Here is a 15,223-nt window from a genome sequence, read left to right as displayed (position 1 = left end):
TGCATGTGGTTAGCTCAAGCGAGGAGGCGCTGCGCTTTCTCGAATCACTAACTTGGTTTCTAATAGTCGAGAACCTGCGCCAACCTCTTGACCGCGAAGAAGATCGAGCATCATGAGCATCGCTTGACGCCCTATCTCATAGCGCGGCTGTGAGATGGTCGTTAACGGTGGATCGCAGTAGAGCGCAAATTGAATATCATCAAATCCCACCACTGAAATATCTTGTGGAACGCGCAAACCCAATTTTTTGGCTTCCTTAATGACACCGATCGCCATACTGTCATTATGACTAAAAATGGCTGTGGGTGGCTCAGATAACGCCAATAATTGGCGCAGTGCTTTAGCCCCAGCTTCAAAAGTAAAATCACCATAAGTGCAATAATTAGGGTTCATGGTAATTCCTGCGCGGCGTAAAGCTTGTTGATAACCTTGATGGCGGAACTTACACAGCGTGGCCTCTGCTGGCCCCGATATTTGCGCGATGCGTTTGTGCCCGAGCTGCGTCAAATAGTTCACCGCTTCAAACGCTGAAGTAAGGTTATCAATATGTACCGTCGGCAACTCAAGTTCTGGCGCAAATTCACATGCCATGACCATAGGTGGCAGGTTTTTTTGCTCCGGCTTACTAACATCAAACGGCAAATCCGTTCCCAGCAACAACATGCCATCGGCCTGCTTAGTAAATACGAGGTTAACTAACGAACTTTCTCGCTTTTTCTGCTGACCACTATCACCCAACAGTACTAAATAACCATGTTCCATCGCCGCATCTTCGATACCACGAATGATCTCTGTGAAGTAAGGGTCACAAATATCAGGCACGATAGCGACAATGGTTTTAGATTCATTACGGCGTAAGTTGCGAGCGAGAGAATTTGGTGAGTAACCAGCTTCCAAAACAGCATCTTCGACACGCTTTCGCGTTGAAGATGATACTTTTTCAGGGTTCATCAACGCCCTAGATACCGTGGCGGTTGATACACCTGCAAGCTGGGCAACATCCTTCATTGTCGCCATAGAAATTAACCTCTTTAAAAGTTGTTACTGGGCTGAAATCACCCGTTGTTATGTTTATAAAATCCGGTTGTAAAATCTGGTTATCCGTTTTGAACGCTGAGCTGTTATTCACAGCGGATATATGAGTGATAGTCTATTCATTTCCACCCAGAAAGTTACGGTCAGATTAACAAATTTTACATAATAAGCGTGAAGCCACTCACATTAGAGAGGATTAAATTGGCTGACAAAAGTAACAGTAACCTTTTTAGCATTCGATTGCTTCAATATGTTACATCTCATTTCATCGAAAACGCTACTGAGGTTTAACTGAGATCTTGCGGTTCAATATCTAACGACCAGCGAATTTTCTTGGCTAATGGTAACAGTCCAATCGCAGGCTTAGCACTCATCAATAGTTTTTGCATTTTGGAGCGATGTTGAGTTTGCAGTAATAACTGCCAGCGATATTTGCCCGCTCTTTTCGCTAATGGTGCTGGGGTTGGCCCTAAGACTAAGCACGAATCATCAAATAACGGATGCGCTTCTAACGTATGCCTAATTTGGCGTAAAAACTCTTCCACCATCGAAGCTTGATTGGATTCCGCTTTAAACAGTGTGAGATAGGTGTAAGGCGGCAACATCGCTATTTTCCGCTCTTCTAACGCGGTTTCTGCAAAATGACGATAATCCTTTTGCAACAGTGCTTGCAGCAAACTGTGTTCTGGGTGATGCGTTTGTAAAATGACTTCGCCGGGTTTACTAGCGCGCCCTGCTCGACCTGCCACTTGAGTAAATAGCTGCGCCAAGCGTTCGGCGGCGCGAAAATCACTGCTGTATAGCGAACCATCCACATCCAATAACGCCACTAAAGTCACATCGGGAAAATGGTGCCCTTTAGCAAGCATCTGCGTGCCAATTAAAATCTGATACTCACCTTGTCGAATCGATGATAACGCACTTTCTAAACTGCCTTTACGACGCGTACTATCGCGATCAATACGCACCGTTTTATATTCGGGGAAAAGCTGCGCCAGTTGCGCTTCAAGTTGCTCGGTACCTACCCCAACCGTGACCAACTGAGTTGAACCACAACCTTGACACTGATGAACCACCGGACGTTGCGAGCCGCAATGGTGACAACGCATGTCACTGCTGTATTGGTGAAAGGTATAGTACGCATCGCAACGTTTGCACTCGGCAATCCAACCGCATTCATGGCACATCAGCGCGGGCGAGAAGCCGCGCCGATTGAGAAACAGCATCACTTGGTTACCTGCGCTGAGGTGTTTTCTCATCTCAGCAATCAGCGGCGCTGATAACCCACTCTCTAAAAACAGGCCTTTCACATCCAACACTTTGTTTTTAGTGGGAACCGCTACGCCCGCACGCTGAGTTAAGCTTAAGTGATGATATTTGCCGCTCAATGCATTATGCAACGTTTCTAATGCTGGAGTGGCGGAACCGAGCACAATCGGGATCTGCTCAAGGTTTGCACGCATTACCGCGACATCTCTTGCATGGTAGCGTAGGCTATCTTGCTGTTTATACGAAGCGTCGTGCTCTTCATCAACAATGATGATACCTAGGTCTGCAAAAGGCGTTAGCAGCGCTGAGCGAGTACCAATAATAATGCCCGCGATATTATCACGCGCCGCTAACCACGCGTTGAGGCGCTCGGTTTCATTGAGCCCCGAGTGGACCACGGCAACTGGCACATTAAATCGCTTACGAAAGCGGTTAATGGTTTGTGGTGTTAGACCAATCTCAGGCACCAGTACCAATGCCTGACGTCCTTTTTCTAAAACGGGCTTGATTAAGTTTAGATAAACTTCGGTTTTCCCTGAACCGGTGACCCCTTCAAGTAAATAGCATGCGAAATGGTGATGGCTATTAATTGAAGCAATCGCGATCGCTTGTTCTTGGTTGAGCTTGGGCTTTTCCACATCCGCTTCAACATTTTGCGGCCAAGCCGTCAGTGTCGGCCGTTTTTCCAGTGATTCTATCCAGCCTTTCTCTTGTAAGGTTTTGAGTACGCTGCTACCTACCTCTTCATCAATAAACAGTTGATGGGGCACAGCGCCAGACTCAAGCATCGCCATCACTTTGGCTTGCTTTACCGCTCGCCCGAATCCTTGCATGAGTTGATCGCGCCCACTGGGCGTCAGTTGCCACTCCACTAAAGTCGAAAAATCGGCCGCTTTCCCTTTACGTAATGCGCCAGGCAATGCATTAAATAGCGTGTCGCCTAATGGGTATTGATAAAACTGGCTACACCACAACAGCAATTGATAGAGTTTCTCTGGCCAGACTGGCTGGCTATCGAGTACCGCTTTTAGCGGCTTTAATTGATCGACTGAAAACTCAGACTCACTGACTATAGCGGTGACGATACCCACCAGCGTTTGCCGACCAAATGGCACCGACACTCGTCCACCAACAATCGGAAACAGATGACTTGGGATCTGATAATCAAACTGCTTATCCAATGGGACAGGTAAGGCAACGCGTGCAATGGTGGGGCGCATAATCGACCGTTCGTTCTACAAAAAATGTGAAAAGACAGTCTACTGGATGCGTCACCGAAATTCGAGCTTCGTCATTGGACAAAAATGTGGCGAAAATAGCGGCGAAATGGCTTGATCCACTGAAGAGGATTCATTAATATATCGCGCCTTGATGATATGGCTTCTTGCTTGATGTTAAGCAGTCAGCGGTATCAACATTTTTTTATTAACTACGTGTGGTGTCCGGCATAGATTCGGATAGCGACGCGGCCCAATTTGAGGTTATCCCATGAAAGCTGGTATCCATCCAGAGTACAAAGCAGTTAGCGCGACTTGTTCTTGCGGCAACTCTTTCGAGTTCAGCTCAACGCTAGGCAAAGATTCTATCCACCTAGACGTGTGTGACAAATGTCACCCATTCTACACTGGTAAGCAACGTATCGTTGATACTGGCGGCCGTGTAGATCGCTTCAACAAGCGTTTCGGTGCTCTTTCTAGCAAATAATCTCTTTTTTGCTAGAAAATTAAAAAAGGATGCTTCGGCATCCTTTTTTGTTGGCATTTTTTGTATAGTTGTCAGTACGCACTGGTCTTATCTGCGACATTTTCTCCATTTTTTGATGAAGCACGTCAGGTTCCCGCCTAGGAAGTTTGAGCGACATCCATTAGAATTATGGACCTTTTCCAATCCAACACGAGCACTTATACCTATGTCTGATGACACTCACCAAGAATTAACGGCAGAAGAACAATTTCGCCAACGCGCACTCGATTACCATGCTTACCCAACCGCGGGTAAAATTGCCATTTCATTAACTAAGCCTGCCGACTCGGCTGAAGACCTTGCTCTAGCTTACAGCCCGGGCGTTGCTGAACCGGTTCGTGAAATCGCACAGAACATCGACAACGTTTATAAATACACTGCGAAAGGCAACACCGTCGCTGTGATCTCAAACGGCACGGCTATTCTTGGTTTAGGTAACTTAGGTCCGATGGCTTCCAAGCCCGTCATGGAAGGAAAAGCGCTACTGTTTAAACGCTTTGCTGGGCTTGATTCAATTGATATTGAAGTAAAACACCGCACAATCGATGAATTTGTCGATACGGTTGCCAACATCGCCGACACCTTTGGCGGCATCAACTTAGAAGATATCAAAGCACCAGATTGCTTTGAGATTGAACGCCGTCTGATCGAGCGCTGTAATGTGCCTGTTTTCCATGACGATCAACACGGCACTGCGATTGTTACCGCCGCTGGCATGCTCAATGCGATTGAACTGCAAGGCAAGAAACTCAACGAATGCACTATCGTCTGTCTTGGCGCTGGCGCAGCAGCCACCGCTTGCATGGAACTATTGATTAAGTGCGGCGCAATGCGTGAAAAAATCTACATGCTTGATCGCAAAGGTGTGATTCATACTCGTCGCGATGACATTAATGAATATAAGCAGTTGTTTGCTAATAACACCGACAAACGCACACTGGAAGATGTGATTGAAGGCGCTGACTTATTCCTAGGTGTGTCAGGCCCCAATCTGCTGCCTGCCGAAGCGCTAAAATTAATGGCCGATAAACCGATCGTATTTGCTTGCTCAAATCCGGATCCGGAAATTAAACCGGAACTCGCACGCGCAGTACGTGACGATTTAATTCTCGGCACAGGCCGTAGCGATTATCCAAACCAAGTCAACAACGTGTTGTGCTTCCCATTTATTTTCCGTGGCGCTTTGGATGTCCGTGCTAGTGAAATTAATGACCAAATGAAGCTAGCCGCAGTTGAGGCGATACGTGAACTGGCTAAAGAAGAAGTGCCGGCTGAAGTGTTGAAAGCCGCAGGCGTAAAAGCGTTAAGTTTCGGCCCTGAATACATCATTCCAAAACCGATGGACCCACGCCTACTGCCTCGTGTTGCTAAAGCGGTTGCTCAAGCAGCGGTTGACTCTGGCGTTGCTCGAATCGAGATGCCTGTCAATTACATGCAAGAATAATCACAAGCTTGAGCGGCTAAATGCCTCGCTCGAAAAAAAACCGCTGACTTTCAGCGGTTTTTTTATATTCTGAGACACAGAGCCAAAGTCACCATGGCAACTTACCCAGTATCCTCTCGATTTTATCTCGTTGTACCGCAATTACGCGCTACACTTCTTCATCATCATACGCTTCAAATTCAATGCCCATGGCGGTCATTAATGCTTTTGCTTCCGTCGGAATATCGTCTGGACGATCTTTTCTCAAATCTTCGTCGGTCGGTAAAGGTTGACCGGTATAAGCATGCAAAAAGGCTTCACACAGCAGCTCACTGTTCGTTGCGTGGCGTAAGTTATTGATTTGACGGCGAGTGCGCTCATCAGTTAATACTTTCAACACTTTCAATGGGATTGAAACGGTGATTTTTTTGACTTGCTCACTCTTCTTCCCATGTTCAGCATATGGGCTAATGTATTCCCCATTCCAGTCTGCCATTGCGCACCTTCGTTATCGTAATTGGTCGTTAAAAATTTGAAAGTTGGATTTTAGCGGGATTTACCGCCATAAGCAAAGACATATAGACGTCTAGATATATTGACGTCTTCTTTTGAGTTCAGTAAAGTGTGCCATTATCGACAAAGAGATACCCGAAATACTTGAAATTTCAGCAGAGCGGCAAGTCAAGGCAGCCAGACTATGTGATTGAAGTAGGTGAACCTAGCCAACATCGCAGCAACTTCAAGTTAGAAAGGGGATAGCAATCTCACGCACTATCGGATATAGCTAATACTCGAGACAATGGACGTTGCCATTTCGTTGTCCCCAGATAAAGCAGGAACCCCTCAATAAAAGTCAGTTTATTGAGTTTAATTAAGTAAGGAAACCGTCATGACCACTCGCAAGCCAGCCACCATCGCCGTTAGAACCGGTATTGAATCCGACTCTCAATATCATGCTGTTGTGCCTCCAATTTATCTTTCGACAAATTATAGCTTTCCTGCGTTTGGTGAAGTGCCTAAATACGATTACACACGCTCTGGCAACCCGAATCGAGGTCTGCTCGAAAAAGCGTTGTTTGAACTCGAATCGGGTCAAGGCGCGGTGGTGACTAACTGTGGCACTTCGGCGCTGAATCTATGGGTTTCCGCCTTTTTAAGTCCTGACGATCTGATTGTGGCCCCGCATGACTGCTACGGTGGCACATATCGACTGTTTAATACACGCGCCAAAAAAGGCGATTTTAAGACACTCTTTATTGATCAATCCGATCCAAACGCTTTGCAGGCCGCTTTGGCGAAAAAACCCAAATTGGTACTCATTGAAACCCCATCCAACCCATTAGTTCGCGTGGTAGATATTGCTGATATTTGCCAACAAGCACACTCTGTCGGTGCATTAGTGGCGGTTGACAACACCTTCTTAACGCCAGTCTTCCAAAAACCATTAGAGTTGGGCGCAGATTTTGTCATCCACTCCACCACCAAATTCATCAACGGCCACTCCGATGTGATTGGCGGAGTTGTTATCACCAAAACAGAGCAGCACGCTGAAGAGCTAGCATGGTGGGGCAACTGCCTTGGCTCAACGGGAACCCCTTTTGATAGCTATATGACGCTGCGTGGCATTCGTACCTTAGGCGCAAGAATGCGCGTCCATGAGGAAAGCTCACGTGCCATTTTGGACTATCTGCAAAGCGAAGCCTTAGTCAAGGTCATTCATCACCCGAGTTTGCCAGAGCATCCTGGCCATGAGATAGCGAAAAAGCAGCAATCTGGCTTTGGCTCTATGCTCAGTTTTGAGTTTGCGGGCAGCTTTGAACAGCTCAAATATTTTGTCTCTCAGTTAACATTATTCTCACTGGCAGAATCATTAGGAGGCGTGGAGAGCTTAATCTGCCACCCCGCTTCGATGACTCACCGAGCGATGGGCGAAGAAGCGTTGGCCGAAGCCGGTGTTTCACAGCAGCTATTACGCCTATCGGTCGGCTTAGAAGATGCCCAAGATTTGATTGACGATCTCGTGCAAGCCTTTGCTAAAGCGAAGGAGGCCTATTAATGACTGCCCTACGTCAATTGCACAAGTTTGGCGGTAGCAGCCTTGCCGATCCTGAATGCTACAAACGGGTCGTTAATATCTTAAAAGAGTATTCTCAAGCTGATGATTTGGTGGTGGTTTCTGCCGCAGGAAAAACCACCAATCGTTTAATCGAATTTCTCGACGCTCTCAATAAAGATGGCCGAGTAGCTCATGAGAACTTGCAATCGGTCCGTCAGTACCAAATCGATTTAATCAACGCGCTGCTCGATGAAGATGCAGCGCAACCGCTCATCACTTTACTCACCAACGAAATTCGCACCTTGGGTCAGCTTTGCGCGCCCCTATCGCCAGCTCAACAAGCGGCGGTACTTGGCCATGGTGAAGTGTGGTCATCACGCTTATTGGCGGCGTTACTCAATCAACATAACCTTGCGGCTGTGGCACAAGACGCCCGCGAATTTCTTCGCGCGCAAGCAGGCACACAACCGGAAGTGGATCGCGCCCGCTCCTACCCTTTGCTGAAAGAAATTTTGGCACAACACGCGCATCACCGAGTGATCATCACAGGCTTTATGGCTCGCAGTGAACAAGGTGATACTGTGCTACTTGGGCGCAATGGCTCTGATTACTCCGCTACGATGATCGGCGCACTTGCGGAAGTAAACCGAGTAACGATTTGGAGTGATGTGGCCGGTGTTTATAGCGCCGACCCGCGCATTGTTAGTGATGCCTGTTTACTGCCGCTACTGCGTTTGGACGAAACCAACGAGTTAGCGCGCCTTGCCGCCCCAGTATTGCACAGCCGAACTTTGCAGCCCGTGGCGCAAAGCACCATGGATTTGCACTTGCGCTGCAGTTATCAACCCGAAGCAGGATCGACTCGTATTGAGCGTGTATTGGCATCGGGACGCGGTGCCAAAATCATTACTTCACTTGATGATGTGCTGTTGATTGAGCTTAATTTTGCTCACGGGCATGACTTCCAGCGCCTACAAAATGATGTACTACGCAGCTTGCGTCGTGCTCAACTCGAACCGCTAGCTTTCGATACTCAAGCCGATCAACACCAACTGCGCCTTGCCTATACTGCTGAGATTTCAGGTGGAGCCCTAGCCCATCTGCAAGATGCCGCTTTTGAAGCAGAAATTAAACTCAAAGAAGGCTTTTCATTAGTCGGTGCCGTGGGTGCGGGAGTGACGAAAAACCCCAATCACTGCTACGGCTTTTATCAACAGCTACGTTCATCACCGATCGAGTTTATCTGTGAAGCCGAATCTGGGCTGAGTTTAGTCGCAGTACTGCGTAAAACGCCGATCACCCCCTTAGTGGTGGGTATGCATAACCAACTATTTCAGGCGCAAAAACGGGTCGCACTGGCATTATGTGGCAAAGGCAACATTGGTTCGAGTTGGTTAAAACTCTTTGCTGAACAAAAATCAGAGTTAGAAAAACGCCATGGCATGAACTTCGAGTTGGTCGCGGTGGTCGATAGCCAAACCTATTGGTTTGATGAGCAAGGGATTGATGCAGCATCGGTTTTAAAGCATTTTGACGATGAAGCGATTGCCAGTGAAGGAATGGCTTGGCTACAGCGATTAAGCAATATTCAAGGATATGACGAAGCGGTTGTGCTCGATGTAACCGCAAGCAAAGAACTGGCTGATCACTACCTCAACATTGCTGAAAATGGGGTGCACCTCATCTCAGCGAATAAAGTCGCGGGCTCTTCCTCTAGCGTCGATTACCACCAAATAAAAGAAGCGTTCGCGAAAATTAGCCGCCATTGGCTCTACAACGCGACGGTTGGCGCAGGCTTACCCATTAACCACACGGTACGTGATTTGCGTGAAAGCGGTGATGAAATCGTCGCCCTCTCTGGTATTTTCTCTGGCACTTTATCTTGGTTATTTCAGCAATTCGACGGCTCAATACCGTTTAGCGAACTGGTCGATTTAGCATGGCAACAAGGACTTACCGAGCCTGATCCGCGCAGCGATCTGGATGGTTCAGACGTAATGCGCAAACTGGTGATCCTAGCCCGTGAAGCGGGATTACATATCGAACCGGAAAATGTCAAAGTTGAATCACTGGTTCCTGATGAGCTCAAGCACCTCTCACTGGATGACTTTTTAGACAAAGGCCAACTGCTGAGTGAAAAATTAGCAGAGAGACTAACCAAAGCACAACGTGAAGATAAAGTGCTACGCTATGTCGCAAGGCTTGAGAAAAATGGCAAAGCAACGGTGGGGGTTGAAGCTTTAGAGCGTGAACACGCTTTGGCTAACCTTTTACCTTGTGACAACATTTTTGCTATCGAGAGTAAATGGTATCGCGATAACCCGTTAGTGATTCGTGGTCCGGGCGCTGGTAGAGAAGTGACAGCAGGAGCTATCCAATCGGACCTCAACTTGCTGTCAAGCTTGCTGTAACACTCCAGCTTATTCCAGATTAAGGGGCCACTAGGCTCCTTAGTTTAACTGTGAAAGGATGATATTCGGTCATGCATACCGAGGTTGAGCATGACTTGAAGGTCACTCACAATCAACATGAATAATATTCATAATTACAGTGTTGACATTAAATGCTATTCAATACATTCTGTGGACATATAGACGTCTAAACGTCAACTTAAGGAATGATAGATTGGCGGAAGAACGCCACAGGGAGAAATAAAATGGGATACACGCACGCCGGTCATATTGATGCACTCAACCAGAACGTGGCTGAGCTATCAGATAATATCAATGTCTCATTTGAGTTTTTTCCACCCAGCTCAGCGCAAATGGAAGAGACATTGTGGAATTCCGTTCACCGTTTAAAAACCCTGCAACCTAAATTTGTTTCTGTGACTTACGGAGCAAACTCTGGAGAGCGCGACCGCACCCATTCGATCATTAAAGAGATTAAAGATCAAACTGGCCTTATTGCAGCACCGCACCTCACTTGCATCGATGCCTCTCGCGATGAGCTTATTCAGATTGCCGATGACTACTGGCACAACGGCATCCAGAACATAGTTGCACTGCGTGGCGATATTCCCGCTGGTGGCGGCAAACCAGAAATGTATGCTTCCGACTTAGTGACTCTACTCAAATCTCGCCATGATTTTGATATTTCTGTCGCGGCATTTCCAGAAGTCCACCCTGAAGCGAAAAGCGCGCAATCCGATCTGGTCAATCTAAAACGCAAAATTGATGCAGGTGCAAACCGCGCAATTACTCAATTCTTTTTTGATGTTGAAAGCTACTTACGATTTCGCGACCGCTGCGTAGCCGCTGGTATTGATGCTGAAATTGTACCGGGCATTCTACCGGTATCAAACTTTAAACAAGCTTCTCGCTTTGCCGCGCAAAACAACGTTAAAGTCCCCGGATGGATGGCGAAACAATTTAATGGATTAGATGATGACCCAACCACACGCCAGCTCGTGGGTGCAAGCCAAGCAATTGACATGGTTCGCATTTTAAGCCGTGAAGGTGTCAAAGACTTCCATTTCTATACGCTCAATCGCGCTGAAATGACCTACGCATTGTGCCATACGTTGGGCGTAAGACCTAAAGCATAAACTTTCTCTGCACTCATAACGCTATTATTAGTAAATGTTGTTCGTGATAAAACGCGATGATTGATTAAAAGTAACGCCGACTTGATGTCGGCGTTGTGGTATCACTTAAGCGAGCAGATTATTCCACGTCGTCCATTTTACCAAGTAAGCTACGAATACGATCTTGCCATGCATTCTGCTCTTGCTCCATTTGTTGCGCTTTTTGCTCAAGCTCTTCACGCGCTACTTTTAGCTCATTCGCTTCATTCACGAGCTGCTGTTTCTCTTCTTTAAGCTCTTCCACTTCCATTTGTAGAAGTGCGATGGTGTCAACTGCGGTTTGAATTTTTGCTTCTAGTAGTTCTAATACTTCAAAAGACATGGTGCATACCCTTAGTTATTCGGTTGAGGTGAACAAAATTTCACTTATTGGTTCATTCTACTCAGCACAGCGCTCAGAAACACTCACTATATGCAAATTTTCTCGCTATTTGGCTAAAAAATCGGCTCAACTTAACCGCAAGCTCACTTAAGCGCTAAAGCTAGGCAGAAAAACACCTTATCTGGCGATAGATTCACTCAATTTGACGCTTAGCTTTGATCAAGTGCAACCCTTGTGAACTAAAAAAGCAAACGTTTACTATTTGATATGCTAAAATTCCCGCCGAAATTTCCTATTCCCTTTTCTTTGGAGCTAGCATGAAACGCGATTTAGCAATGGCATTCTCTCGAGTCACTGAAGGTGCCGCACTGGCAGGTTACAAATGGCTTGGCCGAGGTGATAAAAATGCGGCCGATGGCGCAGCGGTAGAAGTCATGCGCAACCTACTCAATAAAACCGACATCCAAGGTGAAATTGTAATCGGTGAAGGCGAAATTGACGATGCTCCAATGCTCTACATTGGCGAGCTTGTTGGCCTTGGTGGCGATGCGGTTGATATCGCAGTGGATCCTATTGAAGGTACGCGCATGACGGCAATGGGCCAGTCAAACGCATTGGCTGTTTTGGCGGCTGGCGAAAAAGGCAGCTTCCTTAAAGCACCTGATATGTACATGGAAAAGTTGGTGGTTGGCCCCGACGCTAAAGGGTGCATTGACCTCAATAAGCCTTTAAAAGAGAATTTAGAAAATATCGCCGCCGCGCTGAATAAACCATTAGACACTCTAGTGGTGATCACCTTAGCGAAACCTCGCCATGATGCCACCATAGCGCAGATGCAAGAGATGGGTGTTCGCGTGTTTGCTGTGCCAGATGGCGATGTCGCCGCCTCGATCCTAACTTGCATGCCTGATAGTGAAGTCGACGTGATGTACTGCATAGGCGGTGCACCTGAAGGAGTGGTTTCAGCCGCGGTCATCCGAGCTCTAGATGGTGACATGCATGGCCGTCTACTACCACGTCATGAAGTCAAAGGCGATACGGAAGAAAACCGCATTTACGGTGCAAAAGAGTTAGCTCGCTGCGCGGAAATGGGTGTCGAAGCTGGCGTAGTGCTTAAAATGGAAGAGATGGCCCGCAGTGATAACGTCATTTTCTCAGCTACTGGTATCACCAAAGGGGATCTGCTGGAAGGTATTACCCGCAAAGGCAACATCGCCACCACAGAAACGCTATTAATTCGTGGCCGCTGTCGTACCATTCGCCGCATTAAGTCAATTCACTACTTAGAGCGCAAAGACCCAGAAGTGCGCGCGATCATTTTGTAATCCGCCAGTGCTTTGCTCTGTTTTATTTTAACAACAAAGCATAGAGAGACAAAAAAGACCGCACAATGCGGTCTTTTTTATTTACTCACTTTATACCGAGATGGAAGAAGCGATTAAAACAGCTCTTCAGCCACTTTATACAAATCAGTGCGAACTGGACGCTTCATATTTTCAATTGCGTCGATAATATCGTGGTGAACCAACTGCTCTTTCTGAATACCAACACAACGACCACCGTGGCCATCAAGCAGTAAATGTACCGCAAAATTACCCATGCGTGACGCAAGAACACGGTCAAACGCCGTCGGGCGACCACCGCGTTGAATATGACCCAGCACGGTAGCGCGAGTTTCACGTCCCGTTGCTTTTTCAATTTCTTTCGCCAGTTGGTTAGCATCCATCATCAACTCAGTCAGTGCAATAATGGCGTGTTTCTTACCTTTCTTAATGCCGTCTTGAACGTTCGCGATCAGTTGGTCCATATTCAAGCCAGTTTCAGGGGTGATGATGTATTCACAACCGCCTGCAATCGCCGACATCAGAGTCAAATCACCGCAATGACGACCCATAATTTCAACAATAGAAATACGTTGATGAGAAGAGGAAGTATCACGTAAACGGTCAATCGCATCGATAACCGTATTCAATGCTGTTAAGTAGCCAATGGTGTAATCGGTACCTGCAATGTCGTTATCAATCGTGCCTGGTAAACCAACGCATGGAAAACCCATTTCGGTCAGCTTTTTCGCACCCATGTAAGAACCGTCACCGCCGATGACAACTAAAGCATCAATACCATGCTTTCTTAGGTTTTCGATCGCTTTTTCACGTACTGCGACTTCACGAAATTCAGGGAAACGCGCAGAACCTAGGAAAGTACCACCTTTATTGATAACGTCAGAAACGCTTGAACGATCCAATTTTTTAATGCGATCTTCATAAAGACCAAGGTAGCCATCGTAAATACCAAATACTTCCAAATCAGCACCGAGTGCCGTACGAACAACACCACGGATTGCTGCGTTCATGCCAGGTGCGTCACCGCCACTAGTCAAAACACCGATCTTCTTAATCATGCTCACCCTCGATTTTTTGGGAACTTAATACTAATTTTTTACGCTGTCCGTTAGCGATAAAACCGACAGCAAAATCTTTCTAATCTGTGCATAATGTTACCTTTCCTAAAGAGGAATACTACTGTTATTTGCACGAAATTATGTAAGTTTGCTACTTATGTAAGAGTATTACAGTTTTGAGTTAATGCTTTGTTGATTCATATCAGAATCAGGCTTATTTATTGTTCTTAAAAAGATAGTTAATAAGCGCGTTTTTGTCGCTACCACCCTTGTGATTTTTGCTTTTTTTCTGGTCCAAACACCACAGAATAAGGATCTTGGTGGATTAATACATCAGCTCCCGGGAAAGCCTCGAGTAGCTTATCTTCCACCTCATCGGAAATGCGATGCGCCTCAATCAAGCGGATATTGTCATCTAGTTCCAGATGTAACTGAATGAATCTTACAGGTCCAGACATGCGAGTTCTTAATTGATGCACACCCAACACACCAGCCACAGAAAGACATTCTGTGCGGATTTGCTTCAATTCCTCATCAGGTAACTTACGATCCAATAAGGTCTGAATGGCCTCTTGCACCATACGAAAAGCGCTGTAAAGAATATAAACGCCAATGCCGATCGCAAAGATGGCATCGGCCTGTTTAAAGCCAAACCAGCTCAATATAAGCGCGATCATAATCGCCGCATTCATGAACAGATCGGTTTGGTAATGCAATGAATCCGCGGCAATGGCTTGGCTGCCCGTTTTTTTCACGACATGCTTTTGGAACAACACTAAGCCAAAAGTCACTAACATTGCAAACAGGCTGACATAAACGCCATATTCAGGAGAAGTTAATTCGTGTGGGCGGAAAAAACGGTCAACCCCATTGAGGATAAGAAAACAGGCCGAGCCTGAAATGAACATCGCTTGGGCAAGAGCCGCAAGCGATTCCGCCTTACCATGACCAAAGGCGTGCTCTTTATCTGCGGGCTGCAGTGCGTAACGCACCACAATTAAATTGACCACGGAAGCGGCAATATCAAGTAAGGAATCAATCAAGGATGCGAGTAGGCTGACCGAGCCAGTAACCCACCAAGCTATCACTTTTACTATCAGCAACAATGAGGCTACAAGGGTTGCTGTCCAGGCAGCAAGCGTAACAAGGCGTGCGTATTCTTGTTTCATATCACTAAAATCAGCTTGAGAATGAGCAGGTAGTATACCTTCTCAAATTAAGAATGAATATGACACAAAAATGAACAGGCCTCACCCGAGGCTAATGCCGTTCACTTAAGAGTGAACGGCATTTTTGTTCTTAGCATACCGTTGTGGTCTAGGCTTAACTGTTCTAGGGAATGTTCTTTCCCTTCGCCCTTCAAGTATTAAGCTTTCAGCCATGTTGTG

Annotated in this window: 12 protein-coding genes; 6 read left to right on the top strand and 6 right to left on the bottom strand. The window is 46.6% G+C overall.

The window, feature by feature from the left end; all coding sequences use genetic code 11:
* Positions 1-9: 9 nt before the first annotated feature.
* Positions 10-1,017: a DNA-binding transcriptional regulator CytR gene (cytR, locus tag EXZ60_RS05265; RefSeq protein WP_017043195.1), complete on the bottom strand. Its 1,008-nt coding sequence runs from the start codon at positions 1,015-1,017 to the stop codon at positions 10-12.
* Between the two features lie 305 nt (positions 1,018-1,322).
* Positions 1,323-3,524, bottom strand: coding sequence for a primosomal protein N' (gene priA, locus EXZ60_RS05260; protein ID WP_277435424.1), 2,202 nt, complete (start codon positions 3,522-3,524; stop codon positions 1,323-1,325).
* Positions 3,525-3,792: 268 nt separating this feature from the next.
* Here priA and rpmE point away from each other — a divergent pair, with 268 nt between their 5' ends.
* Complete coding sequence (gene rpmE, locus EXZ60_RS05255; RefSeq protein WP_010318344.1) at positions 3,793-4,008, top strand: 50S ribosomal protein L31; 216 nt, start codon at positions 3,793-3,795, stop codon at positions 4,006-4,008.
* A 205-nt stretch (positions 4,009-4,213) separates the two neighbouring features.
* A complete protein-coding gene (locus tag EXZ60_RS05250; RefSeq protein WP_026027888.1) occupies positions 4,214-5,491 on the top strand; it encodes a malic enzyme-like NAD(P)-binding protein in 1,278 nt (425 codons plus the stop codon).
* A 148-nt stretch (positions 5,492-5,639) separates the two neighbouring features.
* Here the strand turns inward: EXZ60_RS05250 and metJ are convergent, their stop codons facing one another.
* On the bottom strand, positions 5,640-5,966 hold the full coding sequence (gene metJ, locus EXZ60_RS05245) for a met regulon transcriptional regulator MetJ (RefSeq protein ID WP_010318342.1): 327 nt from the start codon (positions 5,964-5,966) through the stop codon (positions 5,640-5,642).
* Positions 5,967-6,359: 393 nt separating this feature from the next.
* On the opposite strand from metJ, the gene EXZ60_RS05240 reads away from it, so the two are divergent.
* The 3 genes from EXZ60_RS05240 to metF all read left to right on the top strand — a co-directional run bounded on the left by EXZ60_RS05240 (position 6,360) and on the right by metF (position 11,073).
* On the top strand, positions 6,360-7,526 hold the full coding sequence (locus EXZ60_RS05240; protein ID WP_277435423.1) for an O-succinylhomoserine (thiol)-lyase: 1,167 nt from the start codon (positions 6,360-6,362) through the stop codon (positions 7,524-7,526).
* On the top strand, positions 7,526-9,937 hold the full coding sequence (locus EXZ60_RS05235; RefSeq protein ID WP_081245075.1) for a bifunctional aspartate kinase/homoserine dehydrogenase II: 2,412 nt from the start codon (positions 7,526-7,528) through the stop codon (positions 9,935-9,937). The genes EXZ60_RS05240 and EXZ60_RS05235 overlap by 1 nt, the downstream gene beginning before the upstream one ends.
* 245 nt (positions 9,938-10,182) lie before the next feature.
* On the top strand, positions 10,183-11,073 hold the full coding sequence (gene metF / locus EXZ60_RS05230; RefSeq protein WP_017043191.1) for a methylenetetrahydrofolate reductase: 891 nt from the start codon (positions 10,183-10,185) through the stop codon (positions 11,071-11,073).
* Positions 11,074-11,191: 118 nt separating this feature from the next.
* Here metF and zapB read toward each other — a convergent pair whose 3' ends face one another.
* Positions 11,192-11,434 carry a cell division protein ZapB gene (zapB, locus tag EXZ60_RS05225; RefSeq protein WP_010318338.1) on the bottom strand — a complete coding sequence of 81 codons (243 nt, stop codon included), beginning with the start codon at positions 11,432-11,434 and terminating at the stop codon, positions 11,192-11,194.
* Positions 11,435-11,751: 317 nt separating this feature from the next.
* On the opposite strand from zapB, the gene glpX reads away from it, so the two are divergent.
* Positions 11,752-12,759: a class II fructose-bisphosphatase gene (gene glpX / locus EXZ60_RS05220; protein ID WP_277435422.1), complete on the top strand. Its 1,008-nt coding sequence runs from the start codon at positions 11,752-11,754 to the stop codon at positions 12,757-12,759.
* Positions 12,760-12,872: 113 nt separating this feature from the next.
* Here the strand turns inward: glpX and pfkA are convergent, their stop codons facing one another.
* Positions 12,873-13,835 carry a 6-phosphofructokinase gene (pfkA, locus tag EXZ60_RS05215; RefSeq protein ID WP_026027416.1) on the bottom strand — a complete coding sequence of 321 codons (963 nt, stop codon included), beginning with the start codon at positions 13,833-13,835 and terminating at the stop codon, positions 12,873-12,875.
* 260 nt (positions 13,836-14,095) lie between these two features.
* Complete coding sequence (fieF, locus tag EXZ60_RS05210; RefSeq protein ID WP_010318335.1) at positions 14,096-15,004, bottom strand: CDF family cation-efflux transporter FieF; 909 nt, start codon at positions 15,002-15,004, stop codon at positions 14,096-14,098.
* Positions 15,005-15,223: the final 219 nt, after the last annotated feature.

Source organism: Vibrio sp. 1151_11 (assembly GCF_029478525.1).
GTDB lineage: Bacteria > Pseudomonadota > Gammaproteobacteria > Enterobacterales > Vibrionaceae > Vibrio > Vibrio anguillarum.
This window is presented reverse-complemented; position numbering and strand designations above follow the sequence as displayed.